Origin of the sequence: Holdemanella hominis, from assembly GCF_014306155.1 — a bacterium.
GTDB lineage: Bacteria > Bacillota_I > Bacilli_A > Erysipelotrichales > Erysipelotrichaceae > Holdemanella > Holdemanella hominis.
In genome coordinates, this window is the sequence record NZ_JACRWH010000007.1 from 1 (window position 1) to 17,780 (window position 17,780).

A 17,780-nucleotide genomic window follows, 5' to 3' on the forward strand; every position below is an offset into this window, starting at 1 on the left:
AGCTGGATTGATTGCCGCAAGCCTAGAAGGATATGATCCTCAGGCAACCATTGAATTTGCGGTAGCCGCAAGTTGCTTAAAACACTCTATCGAAGGTGATTTCAACATGGTAAGCATGGGCGAAGTGTTGAAATTAGCTGGTGGAGATGGTTCAGGCCGCGTTCAAAGATAAATAGAAAGAAGAGTAAGAATATGTTTGAAATGAAAGATTTCTCATTAGAGGGAAAAGTTGCTTTAATTACTGGGGCAAGTTATGGTATTGGCTTTGCGATTGCGACAGCTTACGCAAAAGCAGGAGCTACAATTGTATTTAATGATATTAAACAAGAATTAGTAGATAAAGGTTTAGCTGCTTATCAAGAAGCAGGTATCAGAGCTCATGGATACGTTTGTGATGTTACAGATGAAGATGCAGTCAATGCGTTTGTGGCAAAAGTAGAAGAAGAAGTAGGAACAATTGATATTTTGGTTAACAACGCAGGAATTATTAAACGTATTCCTATGTTGGAAATGAGCGCAAAAGATTTCCGCCAAGTCATTGACATTGATTTAAATGGACCATTTATCGTAAGTAAGGCTGTTATTCCTGGGATGATCAAAAAAGGTCACGGAAAGATCATCAACATTTGTTCAATGATGTCTGAACTTGGTCGTGAAACAGTGAGTGCTTATGCAGCAGCTAAAGGTGGATTAAAGATGTTAACTCGTAACATTTGTAGTGAATATGGAGAATACAATATCCAATGTAACGGTATTGGTCCAGGATATATCGCAACACCTCAAACAGCTCCATTACGTGAAAAACAACCAGATGGTTCAAGACATCCATTTGATCAATTTATCGTAAGTAAAACTCCGGCTGCTCGTTGGGGAGAACCACAAGATTTAATGGGTCCAGCTGTATTCTTGGCAAGTGATGCAAGTAACTTTGTCAATGGTCACGTATTGTATGTAGATGGTGGTATCTTAGCTTATATTGGAAAACAACCAGAATAGAAAAGGAAGGGTCGAATATATGAAAATCGCATTAATTAACGAAAACTCTCAAGCTGCAAAAAATGCACAAATCTATGAAGTATTAAATGAAGAAGCTCAAAAGGCAGGACACACTGTATTCAACTACGGTATGTATTCTGCAGAAGATGATGTTCAATTAACATATGTAAAAAATGGTTTATTAGCATCTATCTTATTAACTACGAAAGCTGTTGACTTTGTTGTAACAGGATGTGGAACAGGACAAGGAGCCATGCTTGCTTGTAACTCATTCCCTAACGTATTGTGTGGACACATCACAGATGCTGTTGATGCTTACTTATTTGGACAAGTAAATGATGGAAACTGTATCGCTATGCCTTTTGCACAAGGATTTGGATGGGGTGCAGAAATTAATCTTCACTATACTTTTGAAAAATTGTTCTCAGAAACATTTGGTGGTGGATACCCTAAAGAACGTCGTGAACCAGAACAACGTAATAAAAAGATCTTAGATCAAGTTAAAACTGTGACTCACCGTCCATTAATTGAAATCTTAAAAGAAATTGATCAAGACTTCTTGAAAGAAACGATAGCAGGTGATCACTTCACAGAATATTTCTATCCAAACTGCCAAGATGATGAAATCGCAAACTATTTAAAATCACTATAATAATTAAAAGTAAATTCTCTCCTTTAAGCAAATGAGTTTGACGGGAACTCATTCGTGTCATTGATTCATAATATAGGCCTCCTAAATATAAATTGGAGGCCTTTTTTGTATAAGAAAAGCTGTGGATTAAGCGATGTTAAAATCACTTTCTGTCTCACGGTTTTTTCTTTCTTTTACTATGAATGGTAAATGGAATAGGCTAAGTCCAATCACTCCAAGCATGATGACTCTAAATAAATAGATATAGTATCCATGGCTTAGGTTAAGGAACGGAAGTCCTTCTAATGGTGGTCTTACAATAAACATAAAGTTTGTATCATATACTGCCAAAATAGAATTCATATATAAATTGAAAACTAATAACGCAAACAATACGACTAAATTGTCTTTAAATGCCTGCATACCTAGGTTTGCATGTTTGAAACGAATCAAATATAAAGAAAACCATGTTAATGCTGCATGATACATGAAGCATTGATATACATTGGCTACATTAAATTCAACGCCATACGTTGGAATCAAAATTGCCGCGATTCCTCCGCAAGTACCGACAACCGCAAAGAAGTTGATCATTTTTTGTTTTAGTGGACCATCCTTTCCAAAAGTAATGTAGGCCACAATAAACAATAAGATACTGCAGATATGGAATGGAAGGGATTACGGATTTAAGTGCATTCCTCCATGTGTACTTGGAATCATATCTGACATCATTTTTGTGGTTTCGCTAAGTAAACATATAAACATAAAGAAGTAACAAGCATTTTGTAGCGTGAAATCTTCTTTTTTCGCATAGTGATTCATAATTAGGATAAATAGAATACATATTCCTATCCATATAAAGTGTTTTGTAGTAAACATATGCCCTTTCCTCGTAGTCCACAGATTATACCATTCAAATCATAAGTAAACAATGACAAAATCCTTAAACTTATCTAAAATATTCTTAAATTACATGATATACTTTTTTTCTAGATGATAAAAAGGATGTCGACTCCTTGTAATCGTATAAATCCATATTTAAAAGGGGGTATAATAAAATGGTACAAGATATTTATCCGCATAAGTTACATAATGAATTTGATCCAGAAGTAAAGGCAACAGAAAATGACATCTTATTGTGTATTGTGAATGGAAGGATCTTAATTCATTTAAACTGCTTTGAGAATAAGGAAGTTGTTTTTCCTAAAGTAAAAGAAATACAAATCCATTCAGAATATCGTTATTTATTTTCAATTGATAGTACGAAATATTTCTTATGTGATATGCGATTAGAAGACAATCAGATTCCATCAGGATATGGTTATGTTGAAGAGAGAAGTTTGCGTATTGAAGGGATTGGTCCAAAAGACAATTTGTTTGCGGCCATTACTGGAAAGCATTTGGCAGATTGGTATCGAGATACTAAATTCTGCGGAAGATGTGGACATAAGATGGTGCATTCAACAAAGGAAAGAGCTATGGTTTGTCCAGAATGTCATAACACAGTGTATCCAAGAATTATGCCAGCTGTCATTGTGGGTGTAATCAATGGGGATAAGTTATTGTTGACAAAATATCGTACGGGATTTAAATATAATGCGTTGATTGCGGGCTTTACTGAAATTGGTGAAACCGTAGAAGAAACAGTAAAACGTGAAGTTATGGAAGAGGCTGGAATCAAAGTCAATAATATTCGTTACTATAAGTCACAGCCTTGGGGAAGTGCCAATGATATTTTGTTAGGGTTCTTTTGTGATGTAAAGGGCAATGATGAAATATCTATGGATACCAATGAATTGAAATATGCGGATTGGGTTCAAAGAGATGAAATCATTCTTCAACCAGGTGAATTTAGTTTAACGAATGAAATGATGAAATTGTTTAAGGAAAATAAAGTGGAGTGAAAGTATCACACTCATTCTTCTAAAAATGAAGAGGATATGGTACAATAAAGAGTGTAAAAAATTTTATAGAAAATAGGAGTGAAAAATTATGGCAATTTCTGCAGGTGATTTTAAAACAGGATTAACTTTAATCGTTGATGGTGATCCTTGGGTAGTATTAGATTTCCAACATGTTAAACCTGGTAAAGGTGCAGCTATCTTAAAAACTAAGATGAAAAACTTAAAAACAGGGAATACACAAGAAAGAAACTTCAATGCTTCAACTAAATTTGAACAAGCTAACATTTCTAAAAAAGCAGCTCAATTCTCATATGAAGCAGATTCTACATATTACTTCATGGATTTAGAAACATACGATACTTATGAATTAACAGCTGACCAAGTTGATTTCAACAAATACTTTATTGTTGAAGGTGCTGAAGTATCTTTGATGTTCTTCGAAGGAGAATTATTATCCGTTTCTGTTCCAGAAAAAGTTGAATTAACAGTAGCTGAAACAGATCCAGCCATCAAAGGTGCACCATCTAACCAAACTAAAGATGCAACTACAGATACTGGATTAACATTAAGAGTTCCACAGTTCATCGAACCAGGTGAAAAAATCGTTGTATTCTCAACAGATGGAAAATATGCAGGAAGAGCTTAATCGCTCTTCTTTTTTTAACTATGAATAAAGTCGTCTTAATTACAGGTGGTGCTCGTGGTATTGGAAGTGCAATCGCATTGGAACTCGCAAAACATGGTTATGATATTGTCATTAACTATTTAACTTCTAAACAGCCTGCCAAAGAATTAAAAGAAAAAATTGAATCTCAATATCATGTTCATTGTCTTACCATTTGTGCTGATGTATCCGATGTAGATCAAGTAAATATAATGGTTAGTGAAATTGAAGAGAAGATGGGTGGCGTAGATATATTAATTAATAATGCGGCTGTAGATCTTTCCAATTTGTTTCATTTAAAAAATGCCGAAGAATTTAAAAGAACATTAGATGTAAATGTAGTAGGTGCTTTTAACTGTAGTAAAAGAGTCTATAAACATATGTTAGATCAAGAATATGGAAGAATTATCAATATATCAAGTACTAACGGAATTAACACATATTATCCAATGTGTATCGATTATGATGCTTCAAAAGCAGCCTTGATTTCAATGACACACAATCTTGCGGCTGAATTTGGACCATACATCAATGTGAATTGTGTTGCACCCGGATTTATTGGAACCGATAATGAACTAGATGGCTATGACGAAGAGTTCTTAAAGGAAGAAACAGAAAAAATCATGGTGAAACGTTATGGAAAGCCGGAAGAAGTGGCATACCTTGTTCGTTTTCTAATTAGTGATGAAGCTAACTTCATCAACAATTCCATCATTCGTATCGATGGTGGACAGATGGGTAGTTGTTAAAAAAAGTGGTTAAATCCCTATGTTTAAAGGGAGTTGACCACTTTTATTCTTTATTGATTGAAGTATCGTTTGAATTAAAAAAGATGCACGTGGCATCTTAATTGCTTTTCATGTTCTAATGTTAATTCACCCTACATATATAGAGTAGAGTTCAGTTACTAAGGCATCTTCACATTCAAGTACTGTCACAAAAATATGTTCAATCTTATCGCGGCCTGTATTATAGTTACCATATCTGTTGACATACGCAAAATCAGAATATGAAACGTGATTCTCAATAAATGCGGTTAAGATATAGCCTGAATTGTATAAACATACACCATCAATTTTTTAATAAATATCGTTTAAAACGAAATTCGATTCTTCTGCCATAACTAATAAAGCACATTAGTTGTACTTGCTCCATATTTTTCTCGATAATCTAATGGCGGGCAGCCTACTCTTTTTAAGAAGAGATTTGAAAAATGTGTTGTGTTTTCATATCCCACTTGTATAGAAATTGAAACTAAAGAATCCTTTGTGTTAATTAAGCGCCACTTCGCATCGCTGATCCTTCTTTCAATAACATAGTTGATTGGACTGATTCCATAAACCAATTTGAATTTATGAGAAATATGATCTTCACTCATATGAAAATGTTCACTTAAACTTTTAATTGTGATTTTTTGTGAATAATTTTCATTAATATAGATTAAAATATCTTGCACAAAACTTGTGCTCTTAACAATCGAATCAATTTGAGCATCCTTATAAAGATTAAAGTAAATAGTGGCTAATGCAGTAGATAAAATATTACAAGTTGTGATAGAATCATCTGCTTTTTCTTTGGAAAAATATTCTAGTTCTTTAAAAATGCTCGAAATAATTGGCTCATGTACACCTGATTTTTGAAAAGGTTTTTTATTCATGGGTAAGAACAAATCATTTTGGTTGTGTAGTTTGAAATCTTTTATACTGCAAGTCCAACAAGAAATGGGTTCTGTGTTACTGGAAGTAACAGAGTGGATACATCCTTTATTTACAATAAGAAGATCTCCTTTTTGAACGTGAAACACTTCAGTGTTGATTTGATAGTTCGCTTTTCCTTTTGAAAAATATATCAACTCTGTTTCTTCTTTATGCACATGATAAGGAAAAGACCAATGGGGATCGTTACAACTATGAGAAAGGGTAGCTAAAGTTGGATATACATCAAAAATGGGATTGGATTGATTGATTTCTTTTGTGATGTCATACAAAAACATAATTACCTCCGAAAACACGATATAATTTTATGAAAAAACAAGATACTATAGTAAAATGCACTTAAATTATATAATTAATTAAAATATTAAACAATATAATTAATGATATATACAAGATACATCGTTTCAAAAAATGAGGTTAATTTCTATAATTTTAGTGTAAAAAGAGGTATATAAAATGTCAAAAATAAAAAGAAATGGAAACAAACCTCAAATCTTAAGTGCTAGACAAGCTGTTGATTATATCGAAGATAACGATGTAGTTGCGGTCAGTGGTGCTGGTGGAGGGATTGTAGATCCGTATGCATTGATCAATGCGTTACATGATCGATATGTAGAAACGCAAAGTCCTAAAAACTTAACTCTATGGCATTCAACAGGCCTTGGAGATCGTGGTGAAAAAGGAATGAGCCCATTGGCGTTGGATGGACTTGTAAAAAGAGTTATTGGAGGGCATTGGGGGCAATCACCTAAATTAGCTCAAATGGCTAGTGATAATAAAATTGAGGCTTATAACTTTCCACAAGGAATTATGGCACAACTAGCTAGAACGGCTGCTGCAGGCCAACCTGGAATTTTAAGTAAAGTTGGTTTAGGTACATTTATTGATCCACGTATCGAAGGTGGAAAACTAAATGAAGTCACAAAAGAAGAGTTGATTCAAGTCATGAATGTAGGTGTGCAAGAGTACTTATATTATCCAGTTGTACCTATGAATGTTTGTTTGATTCGAGCAACTACGGCAGATACAGAAGGTTATGCATCGATGGAAGGTGAAATTACTTACATTGATGTCTTACAACTTGCTCAAGCTGTACACAATAATGGTGGTACTGTTATTTTACAAGTAAAGCGTGTTGTAAAAGCAGGAACACTTCATCCAAAAAGCGTAAAAATTCCTGGATTCTTAGTTGATGCGATTGTAGTCGAGTCAAATCAAGAACAACTATATAACGGATCTGATCGATTCTTTTCAGGAGACTATATCGCCGATGATAGTGATGTAAATATATTGCCTCTTGATCAAAGAAAAGTGGTCGCAAGACGTGCTTTAATGGAAGTAAAACCAGGTTATGTAGGAAATGTAGGCGTTGGTATTGCCGATGGAATTGGAAATGTGGCTCGTGAAGAAGGCGTTTCTGATTTATTTACGTTAACCGTTGAAACAGGACCTGTAGGAGGTACAACAGCACAAGGAATTTTCTTTGGAGCTACAGTCAATGCACGTGCCATTATGGATATGCCAGCCCAATTTGATTTCTATGATGGAGGTGGACTGGATGTTGCCTTCTTATCTTTTGCTGAATTAGATGAAAATGGTGATGTCAACGTTCACAAGTTTAATGGAAAAATCATGGGAACTGGAGGATTTGTCAATATTGTAGCTGGCAGTAAAAAAGTAGTTCTTTGCGGTACGCTTCGTGCAGGCAAGCTGTTGACTACAATTGCGAATGGAAAAATTACAATTGATCAAGAAGGTAAGTTTGAAAAGATGATTAAAAAAGTCGAATCTGTGACTTTTAGTGCAAAACAAGCAGCTTTACAAGGACAAGAAGTTATCTATATCACAGAACGTGCTGTATTTAAGTTGCTTGATGGAAAAGTTGTATTAACCGAAATCGCACCTGGTATGGATTTACAAAAAGACATTATTGATCAAATGGGATTTGTTCCAGTTGTATCTAAAGATTTAAAAGAAATGGATGCATGTATTTTTAAAGAAGAAAAAATGAATATTTATGATGAATTTATAGGAGGATAAAAACATGTCAGAAAATAAAGAAATTAAGAAAGTAGATATTCCATTACATATTGGAGATTCAGCTACATTTGTCAAAACGATTACAGAAACAGATGTTGTTTTATTTGGCGGATTGACTGGAGATTATTCTCAAATGCACTTTAATGAAGAATATATGAAACACACAATGTATGGCACTCGTATTGCACATGGTATTTTAACTTTTGCGATTGGATGTACAGCATCTACTAAAATTCAAGAACAAGTGAAATCACCAGTACCATCTGCATCTTATGGATATGATAAGTTGCGCTTTATTAAACCCGTTTATTTTGGAGATACATTAACATGTAAATATACAGTAGATCGTATTGAAGAAGAAACAAATAAAACTTTCTCGAAATTGGAAATTTTTAATCAGCATGGAGAAATTGTATTATTCGCTATTCATATTTTAAAATTTTTCCCATTAGAAGAAGACGGAGAATAATTTTATGAAAATTGTAATGTTAGGAGCCGGTGCTTTAGGTAGTACCATTGGTGGAACTTTAGCAAGTACAAATGAAGTGCATTTTGTAGATATGTGGAAAGAACATGTCGATTTAATCAATAAAAACGGTCTTAAAATGACAGATGAAAATAAAGATTGGTATGTGAAAGTGGATGCACGCTATGATGGAACAGGAATTGGGCCAGCTGATTTAGTGATTGTTTTAGTAAAATCTTTTGCAACAAAAACAGCGATTCAGCAATTGAAAGAAACAAATGTTATTGGAAAAGATACATTGGTTATGTCTTTACAAAATGGTTTAGGAAATGAAGAAACGATTGCCGAAGTTATTGGTGAAGAAAATGTGATTAGTGGAAAAACATATGCCGGTGGACGTTTGATTGAAGCAGGTTATGTAGCTGGTCGTGTTAAGAGTAAATGGACATATATTGGAGAGTTGGATGGAAAAATTACAGATCGAATTCAAAATGTATGTAAGACATTTAATGAAGCAGGTTTGCTTTGTGAAGTAAGTGACAACATTCGTGGATTGATCTGGGACAAATTATTGATTAACGTAGCTGCTGGTGCACTATGTGGAATTACACATTTGCCATATGGGCCATTATATGAAGAAGAATATTTAAAGGATGTAGCAGTTATGGCTGTTCAAGAAGGTATTGATGTTGCCAAAGCAGCTGGAGTAAAGCTAAAAAATGAAGATCCAGAGTATCCTTGGTATGCAGCTAGTGAAGGTTTACCACCAACATTTAAAACCTCAATTCAACAATCATTAGAGTTTAAGAGACCAACAGAAATTGATTTTATCAACGGATCTGTTGTGGAATATGGTAAAAAATATGGAATTAAGACACCAGTGAACCAAACATTAGTGGCTTGTGTAAAAGGAATTGAAAAATACATTCTTCAATATGAGCCATCATTGCACAAGGAAAAATAATATGGCAACGTATTTAGAACACATGGCTTTTAAAGTTAATGATTTAGATTGGTGTGTCAGATTTTTTCAAGAAGTGTTTGATATGCCCATCCGACTTTCTTTAGGACAAGCACCCCATCGTAAAATTTGGCTTCATGCAGGTATTCAGTTAAACGAAGATTTAGAATATAAAAATGAGGAAGGTCGCTGTGATCATTTCGCATTAATGGTATCTGACTATGATGAAGTATTAAAAAAGTGCTTGGGATATGGTTGTAAAGCATTGCCAACAGGGGAAAACTGGATACAGATGCCAAATGGAATGATTATTGAACTAAAACGTGGAGATCAAAAAGCATTAGATACAATTATTTCCCAAAAACCTTGGGTAGATTAGGAGAAATTATGCGTAAGTTAGTGATTGTGAATGGACCGAATAATAATTTTTACGGAATTCGTAATAAGGGTCAATATGGAAATCAGTTATATGCTGATTTAGTCGAAGAATTGAAAGAATATGGAGCTACTTTAGGTTTTGAAGTGGAATCTTTCCAAAGTAATGGAGAAGGTGCTTTAATTGACTATTTTCAAAGCTTATATTATGAAGCTGAAAAAACAGGAAAAAAAATACCAATGGTATTAAACCCAGGTGCTTATACACATTATAGTTATGCATTGATGGATGCACTCGAATCAGTGCATACTTTGGTACCGGCTATTGAAGTACACATGTCAAATATTCAAGGAAGAGATAATTTTCGTCATATTTCAGTAACAGCGGCAGAATGTTTGGGTCAAGTTTCTGGTATGGGAAAAACAAGTTATAAAATGGCTATGTTTGCGTTTAAACAATTAGAAGAAGAAGGCAACTTGTAGTTAAAATATATTCCTTGATGAAGCTGTAACGGATAAAAAAGTTTTAGCTTGATAAAAAAGACCGATATTTAAGACTTAAAAACTTGAATATCGGTCTTTTGTTTGTATGTTAAGAAATTGTTTTTGGAGAAGATAAATGATTGAATTATTTAATTTGTACTATATTGGTATGACAAAATAGATTATTGTAAACATATTGTTTAAGTTTAAATCCTACAAAATAATGCAACGATTCAATAATCGTTTGAAATAAAAAGATGCACTAGGCATCTTAGTTGTTTTTCATATTTGTTAGGGCAAGAAGAATAGAAAGTTTTCCATATTCTAATGTTAATCCACCCTGCATATATAAAGTATAGGGTTCAACGACTGGAGCATCTGCACTTAGTTCGATTGTACTTCCTTGTGTAAAGCTTCCAGCAGCCATAACTTCATCAAATGGATAGCCTGGCATTGGAGCGGCCATAACACGAACAAATGAATCAATTGGACTTGTGGATTGAATGCCTTGTGTAAAGCTAACAAGATTTTCTTTGGAACCTAGTTCTAAAGTTTGAATGATATCCGTTCTTTCATCATTATAAGCAGGCGATACGTTTTTATAGCCTAATTTTTCTAACATATAAGCTGTGAAAACGGCTGTCTTTAAAGCACTCTTTACAGCATTTGGTGCCATGAAAATACCTTTAAAGAAAGAGTTGTTCAAGTTAAAGTTTGCGCCCAAATCCTTACCGATTCCAGGAGCTGTTAAGCGTTCAGCTACCATATTGATCAATTCTTTATTACCAGCTACATATCCTCCGGTAGAGGCGATTCCTCCACCTAAGTTTTTCATCAAGGATCCCACCACTACATCAGCACCAATATGTCCTGGCTCTAATTTTTCAACAAGTTCACCATAACAGTTATCGACCATGATAATAACGTCTTTGTTTACTTCACGAATCTTTTTGATGATACGCTCAAGCTTTGAAATGGTTAATGATAAACGGTGGGCATATCCTCTAGATCTTTGGATTTCCACTAATTTTACATTGTTTTCTTTTAAACGAGAAATAATCTTATCATCATCAAAATCATCATTCACTAAATCAATTTGTTCATACTTTACACCATTGGCTTTTAAGGATTGTGTAGAATCCCCACATAAACCAATCATTTCCTGTAAAGAATCATATGGAGCACCAGAAATGGAAATCATTGTATCTCCATGTTTTAATAGGGCAGATAAAGTTAAATATAAAGCGTTTGTACCACTCATGATTTGAGGACGTACTAAAGCATCTTCACATCCGAGTACTGTCGCAAAAATACGTTCAATCTTATCACGACCCTCATCATAGTTACCGTATCCGTTAATATCCGCAAAGTCAGAATAAGAAACGTGGTTCTCAATAAATGTAGCTAAGATACGATCTGAATTGTATAAACATACATCATCAATTTTTTTATAAATATCTTTTAAAACGACATCCGATTCTTCTGCCATTTTCAATAAGTCTTTATCAATTTGTTCTAAAATCATAAATAACCTCCAAAAGTCCACTTCTTCTATTATACACGATTTAAATATTTGTGATATGCTCAAGTCAAGATATGAAGGGAAGTAAAAAATGGAAAAAGTATTATTTTTAGATTCGCCCATGAAAGAAAAGCTGTATGGTTCAAGGCGCATCCAAGAAAAGTTTGGCTTCGGTCCTATGGACAAAAAGATTGGAGAATACTGGGCTATTAGTGCACATGATAATGGCTTAAGTAAGATCAAAAATGGAAAATATAAAGGGGAAACATTAAAAGATGTATATTTAAATCATAGAGAATTATTTGCGAATGATCCTCACGATAAGTTTCCACTATTAGTTAAAATTAATGAGATTCAAGAACCATGTTCCGTGCAGGTACATCCAGATGATGCATATGCTAGAAAACATGAAAATGATTTTGGTAAGGCTGAATTTTGTCTGTGGCTAGATGTGGAAGAAGGTACAAAAATCATTCGTGGACATAATGCCAAGACAAAGGAAGAATTTCGAAAGGCCATAGAAGAAAAAGCTTGGGATACTTTATTCGTTCGAAAACCAGTGTGCGCAAATGAATTTGTTTATACACCTGTAGGAACTATTCATGGTATTGAAGGGAAACTAATGATGGCTGAAGTGCAACAATCCAGTGATGTTACATATCGTATATATGATTATGATCGAAAAGATGCGAATGGGAATATGCGAGAACTACATATTGAAAAGGCTATTAAAGTCACAAATATACCGCATATTGAACTAGATGTGCATCCAACAGTTACGATGTTAGAAGGAAATGAAGTCATTGAATATGTGAATGAAAAGTATTTTAGTGTGATTCGATACAAAATTCAAAATGAAATTCAGATCAACAATCCTTCATATTCCTTATGCTTACCATTAAGTGGAAATGGAATCTTACATATTGATGGAAAAGACTATGATATTCAAGTAGGCATTGGCTTTATCATCACAAGTCATACAAAAAGATACTCCATCCAAGGTAATATCGATTTACTGGTAAGTGTGCCAAAATAAAAGATCCGATTGGATCTTATTATTTGATGAAATTCAATAAAAATTCACTGGCACCAATAGTTATAAAACCTTCTTCATCCATCATGGCTTTATAAGGTCGATTTACTACCAATATTTTTTGAATTTGATCATTTAATTTAATGAAAGGACGAATTTCTCGGTTTCGAGTTTCAGAATTTGAGATATCTGTTGAAATTTGAATGTAATATTTACGTTCATTTTTTTGTGCAAAAAAATCAATTTCATTTGTTTTTCGAACGGATTTACCTTCTTTATTTTTTTCAACTGTATCGAAAGTTCCAACATTAATGTTATATCCATTATATATGAGTTCATTGTACACAATATTTTCTAACAATTGTCCCTCATCGGGATACGCAAAATTTAATCGTGCATTTCTTAAACCTGTATCCACAAAATAGTATTTTCTTAAAGCACCAATTTCTTTCTTTCCACGAATGTCATAGCGATTCGCTTCTTGGAGAATGAAGGCATCCTTAAAATATTGAATATATTTTTCAATTGTTTGTGCATCAATGTTTTCATGTTTAACACTTTTAAATGTATTTGATAATTTCTTAGAATTCAACAATTCGCCTGTCAAATCACTAAGAATGGTACAGAGTTCATCTAAGTTTTCTGTTTTCTTTAGCTTATTATGTTCAATAATATCTTTGAAATAGGTTGTTTCAAATAATCCTTTTAAATATTGTTTCTTTGAATTTTCATCTGATAATACTGCAAGTGGCATGCCACCATACTGCATATATTCATATAAGGCATCTGTTTTAGAACCTTGTCTATAACTGTAAAACTCTTCAAAAGATAATGGATGCATATGGATTTGGCTAGCCTTGTCTCTAAATTCTGTCACAATGTCGGTTGACAACATTTTTGAATTGGATCCAGTAATATAAAGGTCTATGTTTTTTTCATGAGAAAGTCCTAATACAACATCAACAAAAGAGATGGTTTCTGTATCTTTCGCTTTGGCTAATTTGATTTTTCCACCTGTTAATGCAGGATTAACAATTGTAAAAACACGTTGAATCTCATCTAAAATGACGTAACAGTCACTCTTATCTTTAGTGATAGAACGTACATACTTTCCTAGCTCAATGGGATTTCTTAAATGGGCATTCTTATCATCATCAAGTTCAATAAGAATTATATTTTCTTCAGGTACATTATTTTCTATAAGATAATCGGTGAATATTTCATGCAACAAATAGGATTTACCAGTTCTTCTTGGTCCAGTTATGACTTTTGGAAACCCGTTGTTCTTTAATGCGATAAGTTGATTTAAGTATTTAGTTCTTTTTATCATTTTGATCACCTTTTTTGTAGAATTCTACACTTTTTCTGATTACATTTTAAAATGATTTAAAGAATAATTCAATTTATAATCATTTTTTTTGTAGAATTCTACATTTTTTCTGACTATAAATTAATGATACACAGATAAAAAGTGGCCTGTATCCTTTACTTTAGGATTTTTGACCACTTTATTTTATCTACAATCATTTTTTTTGTAGAATTCTACATATTTTAGGATTTATGAAAACTTAGAATGGATTTGAAGAGATCCCCATCTGTTTCAATCATAAACGTGCCATTTTGTACTTCGGTAAAACTTTTAACAATCGCAAGACCTAGACCGCTGCCAGCTTCATGCCTTGATTTATCGCCACGCACAAAACGTTCGGTAATATCACTATCAAAATCAAGCGGTTCTTTCGAAGTGTTTTTCATTATGATCATAACCGAATTACCAATGTCTTTTACATCCAAGAATACACGTGTGTTTTCAAGAGCATACTTAGAAATATTGGTAAATAAGTTTTCAAAAATACGATACGTCTTGTTTCCATCCAAACATACATGAATTTCTTTTTCTGGAAGATTTGTCACAAGCTGAAGATTTTTAGCTTGTAGAAGCTCTTCATTTTCTGCACATACCTGCTCCATGAATTCAATGATGTTAATATCAGAATATTCTAAATCAATATTACCACTATTGGCTTTGGATACTTCAAACAAATCTGTGATTAGAATGCTTAAACGATCGGTGTATTGATTCAATCGTTCTAAATAACTCTTTTTATCTTCCTCGCTAATACTAGGATCATTTAATAACTCTACATAATTTTTAATACCCGTTAATGGCGTTTTTAAATCATGTGATACATTTGAAATCAATTCTGTCTTGAGATTCTGTGATTGTACTTGTTCTTTTACAGCTTGTTCAAAACCATCCTTAATTTGATAGATATTATTGTTTAAAGATTGGAATAAACCAGAATCTGTAGGCTTAATATTCTCAAAATTACCACTCGATAGATCTTCAGTCATATGTAATATGTCTTGGTATTGACTTTGCACATTTTTGATTTTCTTATAGCCCACAATGCTGATGCCAATTAATGATATAACGACGATAAAGAAAGAGAAGAATGGAATGTTAAGCAATGATATAAACGCAAGAATCAAAATCAGACATATTGAGAAAATAATATACTTTTTAAGGATTTCATCCGATAAATCGGTTGAAATGATTTGTTCCACTTTATTTGAGAAATAAAGAATGAATTTTCCAATCCATGTTTTATGAAAGAACCAGTCTTTAACCGATGCTGTAAATTGACATTTTAACCAATATACGGATAAACCAATAAAGAATAAGGTGATAGACCACGCAAGAATATTCACTCCATATACGATAGGCTGACTCAATTCAATGTGATAACGATTTAGAATGTGTAAGAATGTACCTTCAATCGAATAGGTAGTTAATATGCATGTACCACTAGCTAGTAGGGCATCAATTGTTAGAAACAAGATAAATGCAGGTTCAAATAACCAGTTATTCACATGTCTAAAGATATAGGCTTCCTTTTCATACGCATATTTATTAAGGAAGACATATAGAGCGATAATGGCACTACAAATCAAGAAGGCTGTCATAAAGAAATAGGCGTATTGATCGGCATCTAAATCTAAGAAGTCAATTAGACTTGTATTATCATAATTTAAAACAGCTGGAATATAGAATGTTAATACGACATCACTTGGCATATGAAGTGTATAGCCTGGAAATGGCTTTCCATCACAATAATATGTGCCACCATAGTATTCATAATACTTTTCACTGTTATAGTTAATAAGATTCACAATATTATCCGTTACATTTAAAGTGTTCGAATCTAAAGTATCATAATATCTTGTATCTTTTTTCTTTACATTCACATTAAATTGTTTTGAAGTGATTTTATTGTTTACATCACACGTATAAAAGAAGTTTGGATCATTCTCAAAAATGTTTTTTGCGCTAGATAAAGATGAGTCTAACCCTTTTTTTATATCCTTTTGAATATCTTCCGGTGTATCTTTCTCAAAAGTAATATATTCATACTTTGGATCTTGTTCCAATTTTTTAGCAAGAATAAAAGCTGTAAGATTCTGCTCTAAAGTTTCAGGAAGCTTCGTTGGAGTAGCGGTAGAAACATTTGGATAAAAACTTGTCACTATACAAGAACTAATGATGCATAAAGCACATAGTATTGTTAAAAAAATATTTTTCTTTTTCATTGTATATTCTCCATTTTATAGCCCTGCCCCCATACAACCTTAATATAAATAGGCTTTTTAGGGTTGGCCTCGATTTTTTCACGTAATTTACGAATATGAACCATAATCGTTTCCGTGTTGATAGCTTCTTCTTTCCATACCAATTCATAGATTTGTTGGCTAGAAAAGACTTGCCCAGGGTGTGAAATCAATAGTTTTAAAATATCAAACTCTTTTGGCGTTAATTTAATATCCCTTGAATTTAACGTCACTCTTTTTGTCGTATTATTTAACACAAGATCACCAATCATATACTCATCTTCGTTCTTTGTCTCATTTTTTAGATTTAAGATTTGTTCATATCTTCTTAAATGCGAACGCACTCTTGCGACTAGCTCCATACTTTGAAATGGCTTGGTGATATAGTCATCGGCACCAATATTTAAACCTGTGATTTTATCGATATCTTCACTTTTTGCACTTAAAAATAGAATCGGAAAGTCATGATGTTTTCTTGCTTCCATGACCATAGAAATGCCATCCATAACAGGCATCATAATATCTACGATGGCTAAATGAATATCGTTTGTTTCAATCTTTTCTAAGCCTTCTTTTCCATTTGCGGCAAGAATCACATTGTAGCCTTGATTCTTCATATAAATTCCGATAGCTTCACGAATTCCTTGTTCGTCTTCTACCACTAATATTGTATGTTCCATAAAGTTCTCCTTTTAATAATGTAAATAAAATCCAATGCATGCACATAATATCCCAATGTATAACATAATTATAACCACCTTTCGATAATTTGAAACAATTGCGTAAGACCATAAGAATAGGCAATCAAAGATAATGGCTTACCCAAAAGAATGATGCAGACAAATTTTTTGAGTGACATATGTGTCAGTCCTGCAAGCATACACAAGAGATCATCAGGTGCACAAGGTAAGAAAATAGCTAACATAAAGAAGGTATCAAATTTATTTTGATCATATGTATACTTCATATATTTGTCGTAATCTTTCTTTTTACATAATTTTAGAATGATTCTATGACCATATTTACGAACAAGTAAAAAGATACATATGGATCCGATACAAATACCTATATAGTTATATATAAATCCATTGACTGCTCCAAAAGCTGTAATACCCAAGGCACTTGATGCACCACCGGGAATAATGGGGATAATCACTTGAATGATTTGTAGAAGAATAAAAAGTAGGGGTGCCAAAATTCCTGCCTTAGATAGTGTAGCCTGTAGAAGCTGTGGATTTGTGAAGTATCCTTGGGAAAAGAAATAAACGCAAATAAGAATCATAAGGATCAATCCAAAGTGTGTTATGTTTTGTATGTTTTTATTTGTCATAAAGTATCACCATGATTAATATAACGAATAATTATTAAGGTTCTTTAGTGA

Annotated in this window: 18 protein-coding genes and 2 pseudogenes; 11 read left to right on the plus strand and 9 right to left on the minus strand. The window is 33.1% G+C overall.

The genetic code is table 11. The annotated features are described in order from the left end of the window. Window positions 1-192 precede the first annotated feature (192 nt). Both H8911_RS03270 and H8911_RS03275 read left to right on the plus strand, forming a co-directional pair. Window positions 193-996 (plus strand): gluconate 5-dehydrogenase, encoded by an 804-nt coding sequence (locus H8911_RS03270; protein WP_199593312.1) that lies wholly within the window; start codon window positions 193-195, stop codon window positions 994-996. Between the two features lie 19 nt (window positions 997-1,015). Continuing rightward, entirely contained in the window at window positions 1,016-1,648 is a 633-nt protein-coding gene (locus H8911_RS03275; RefSeq protein ID WP_117926517.1) for an RpiB/LacA/LacB family sugar-phosphate isomerase, read from the plus strand. 126 nt (window positions 1,649-1,774) lie between these two features. Here H8911_RS03275 and H8911_RS03280 read toward each other — a convergent pair. Both H8911_RS03280 and H8911_RS03285 read right to left on the minus strand, forming a co-directional pair. Then, a pseudogene (locus tag H8911_RS03280) lies at window positions 1,775-2,293 on the minus strand (TMEM164 family acyltransferase); the annotation flags it as partial. A gap of 12 nt (window positions 2,294-2,305) precedes the next feature. Beyond that, a complete protein-coding gene (locus tag H8911_RS03285; protein ID WP_186998687.1) occupies window positions 2,306-2,506 on the minus strand; it encodes a hypothetical protein in 201 nt (66 codons plus the stop codon). A 179-nt stretch (window positions 2,507-2,685) separates the two neighbouring features. On the opposite strand from H8911_RS03285, the gene nudC reads away from it, so the two are divergent. The 3 genes from nudC to H8911_RS03300 all read left to right on the plus strand — a co-directional run bounded on the left by nudC (window position 2,686) and on the right by H8911_RS03300 (window position 4,944). Next, on the plus strand, window positions 2,686-3,531 hold the full coding sequence (gene nudC / locus H8911_RS03290; protein ID WP_117926519.1) for an NAD(+) diphosphatase: 846 nt from the start codon (window positions 2,686-2,688) through the stop codon (window positions 3,529-3,531). 88 nt (window positions 3,532-3,619) lie between these two features. Further along, a complete protein-coding gene (gene efp / locus H8911_RS03295) occupies window positions 3,620-4,177 on the plus strand; it encodes an elongation factor P (protein ID WP_003865385.1) in 558 nt (185 codons plus the stop codon). A 20-nt stretch (window positions 4,178-4,197) separates the two neighbouring features. Continuing rightward, window positions 4,198-4,944 (plus strand): SDR family NAD(P)-dependent oxidoreductase, encoded by a 747-nt coding sequence (locus H8911_RS03300; RefSeq protein ID WP_117992391.1) that lies wholly within the window; start codon window positions 4,198-4,200, stop codon window positions 4,942-4,944. Window positions 4,945-5,100: 156 nt separating this feature from the next. On the opposite strand, the pseudogene H8911_RS03305 reads toward H8911_RS03300, so the two are convergent. Together H8911_RS03305 and H8911_RS03310 are read right to left on the minus strand one after the other, a co-directional pair. Beyond that, window positions 5,101-5,316: pseudogene (locus H8911_RS03305) on the minus strand (methionine gamma-lyase family protein); the annotation flags it as partial. A 2-nt stretch (window positions 5,317-5,318) separates the two neighbouring features. Beyond that, a complete protein-coding gene (locus H8911_RS03310) occupies window positions 5,319-6,188 on the minus strand; it encodes an AraC family transcriptional regulator (protein WP_186998688.1) in 870 nt (289 codons plus the stop codon). Window positions 6,189-6,366: 178 nt separating this feature from the next. Between H8911_RS03310 and H8911_RS03315 the strand changes: the two genes are divergently transcribed. Genes H8911_RS03315 through H8911_RS03335 form a run of 5 tightly spaced genes read left to right on the plus strand, consistent with a single transcriptional unit; the run spans window position 6,367 to window position 10,235 of the window. Continuing rightward, a complete protein-coding gene (locus H8911_RS03315) occupies window positions 6,367-7,950 on the plus strand; it encodes an acyl CoA:acetate/3-ketoacid CoA transferase (protein WP_186998689.1) in 1,584 nt (527 codons plus the stop codon). A 4-nt stretch (window positions 7,951-7,954) separates the two neighbouring features. Further along, window positions 7,955-8,419 (plus strand): MaoC family dehydratase, encoded by a 465-nt coding sequence (locus H8911_RS03320; RefSeq protein WP_186998690.1) that lies wholly within the window; start codon window positions 7,955-7,957, stop codon window positions 8,417-8,419. Between the two features lie 4 nt (window positions 8,420-8,423). Next, entirely contained in the window at window positions 8,424-9,380 is a 957-nt protein-coding gene (locus tag H8911_RS03325; protein WP_186998691.1) for a ketopantoate reductase family protein, read from the plus strand. A gap of 1 nt (window position 9,381) precedes the next feature. Beyond that, window positions 9,382-9,756 carry a VOC family protein gene (locus H8911_RS03330; RefSeq protein ID WP_186998692.1) on the plus strand — a complete coding sequence of 125 codons (375 nt, stop codon included), beginning with the start codon at window positions 9,382-9,384 and terminating at the stop codon, window positions 9,754-9,756. Window positions 9,757-9,764: 8 nt separating this feature from the next. Further along, window positions 9,765-10,235: a type II 3-dehydroquinate dehydratase gene (locus H8911_RS03335; RefSeq protein ID WP_186998693.1), complete on the plus strand. Its 471-nt coding sequence runs from the start codon at window positions 9,765-9,767 to the stop codon at window positions 10,233-10,235. A 271-nt stretch (window positions 10,236-10,506) separates the two neighbouring features. Here the strand turns inward: H8911_RS03335 and H8911_RS03340 are convergent, their stop codons facing one another. Continuing rightward, on the minus strand, window positions 10,507-11,760 hold the full coding sequence (locus H8911_RS03340; RefSeq protein ID WP_117926521.1) for a methionine gamma-lyase family protein: 1,254 nt from the start codon (window positions 11,758-11,760) through the stop codon (window positions 10,507-10,509). Between the two features lie 88 nt (window positions 11,761-11,848). Here H8911_RS03340 and manA point away from each other — a divergent pair, with 88 nt between their 5' ends. Next, entirely contained in the window at window positions 11,849-12,793 is a 945-nt protein-coding gene (gene manA, locus H8911_RS03345; protein ID WP_186998694.1) for a mannose-6-phosphate isomerase, class I, read from the plus strand. Window positions 12,794-12,812: 19 nt separating this feature from the next. Here the strand turns inward: manA and H8911_RS03350 are convergent, their stop codons facing one another. From H8911_RS03350 to H8911_RS03365, 4 genes are all read right to left on the minus strand, one after another. Next, window positions 12,813-14,120 carry an ATP-binding protein gene (locus H8911_RS03350; protein ID WP_186998695.1) on the minus strand — a complete coding sequence of 436 codons (1,308 nt, stop codon included), beginning with the start codon at window positions 14,118-14,120 and terminating at the stop codon, window positions 12,813-12,815. Between the two features lie 221 nt (window positions 14,121-14,341). Further along, window positions 14,342-16,381, minus strand: a complete 2,040-nt coding sequence (locus H8911_RS03355; RefSeq protein ID WP_186998696.1) for a sensor histidine kinase — start codon at window positions 16,379-16,381, stop codon at window positions 14,342-14,344. Beyond that, entirely contained in the window at window positions 16,378-17,079 is a 702-nt protein-coding gene (locus tag H8911_RS03360) for a response regulator transcription factor (protein WP_003865380.1), read from the minus strand. Before H8911_RS03360 ends, H8911_RS03355 begins: the two co-directional genes overlap by 4 nt. 68 nt (window positions 17,080-17,147) lie before the next feature. Beyond that, window positions 17,148-17,729, minus strand: coding sequence for a VTT domain-containing protein (locus H8911_RS03365; RefSeq protein WP_186998697.1), 582 nt, complete (start codon window positions 17,727-17,729; stop codon window positions 17,148-17,150). Window positions 17,730-17,780: the final 51 nt, after the last annotated feature.

Excerpts from the sequence above, each read along its gene's own strand:
- H8911_RS03270 (WP_199593312.1), top strand. The coding sequence starts at position 193 with ATGTTTGAAATGAAAGATTTCTCATTAGAGGGAAAAGTTGCTTTAATT.
- H8911_RS03285 (WP_186998687.1), bottom strand. The coding sequence starts at position 2,506 with ATGTTTACTACAAAACACTTTATATGGATAGGAATATGTATTCTATTT.
- H8911_RS03320 (WP_186998690.1), top strand. The coding sequence starts at position 7,955 with ATGTCAGAAAATAAAGAAATTAAGAAAGTAGATATTCCATTACATATT.
- H8911_RS03275 (WP_117926517.1), top strand. The coding sequence starts at position 1,016 with ATGAAAATCGCATTAATTAACGAAAACTCTCAAGCTGCAAAAAATGCA.
- H8911_RS03340 (WP_117926521.1), bottom strand. The coding sequence starts at position 11,760 with ATGATTTTAGAACAAATTGATAAAGACTTATTGAAAATGGCAGAAGAA.
- H8911_RS03300 (WP_117992391.1), top strand. The coding sequence starts at position 4,198 with ATGAATAAAGTCGTCTTAATTACAGGTGGTGCTCGTGGTATTGGAAGT.
- H8911_RS03365 (WP_186998697.1), bottom strand. The coding sequence starts at position 17,729 with ATGACAAATAAAAACATACAAAACATAACACACTTTGGATTGATCCTT.
- H8911_RS03350 (WP_186998695.1), bottom strand. The coding sequence starts at position 14,120 with ATGATAAAAAGAACTAAATACTTAAATCAACTTATCGCATTAAAGAAC.
- H8911_RS03315 (WP_186998689.1), top strand. The coding sequence starts at position 6,367 with ATGTCAAAAATAAAAAGAAATGGAAACAAACCTCAAATCTTAAGTGCT.
- H8911_RS03325 (WP_186998691.1), top strand. The coding sequence starts at position 8,424 with ATGAAAATTGTAATGTTAGGAGCCGGTGCTTTAGGTAGTACCATTGGT.
- H8911_RS03335 (WP_186998693.1), top strand. The coding sequence starts at position 9,765 with ATGCGTAAGTTAGTGATTGTGAATGGACCGAATAATAATTTTTACGGA.
- manA (WP_186998694.1), top strand. The coding sequence starts at position 11,849 with ATGGAAAAAGTATTATTTTTAGATTCGCCCATGAAAGAAAAGCTGTAT.
- H8911_RS03330 (WP_186998692.1), top strand. The coding sequence starts at position 9,382 with ATGGCAACGTATTTAGAACACATGGCTTTTAAAGTTAATGATTTAGAT.
- nudC (WP_117926519.1), top strand. The coding sequence starts at position 2,686 with ATGGTACAAGATATTTATCCGCATAAGTTACATAATGAATTTGATCCA.
- efp (WP_003865385.1), top strand. The coding sequence starts at position 3,620 with ATGGCAATTTCTGCAGGTGATTTTAAAACAGGATTAACTTTAATCGTT.
- H8911_RS03360 (WP_003865380.1), bottom strand. The coding sequence starts at position 17,079 with ATGGAACATACAATATTAGTGGTAGAAGACGAACAAGGAATTCGTGAA.
- H8911_RS03310 (WP_186998688.1), bottom strand. The coding sequence starts at position 6,188 with ATGTTTTTGTATGACATCACAAAAGAAATCAATCAATCCAATCCCATT.
- H8911_RS03355 (WP_186998696.1), bottom strand. The coding sequence starts at position 16,381 with ATGAAAAAGAAAAATATTTTTTTAACAATACTATGTGCTTTATGCATC.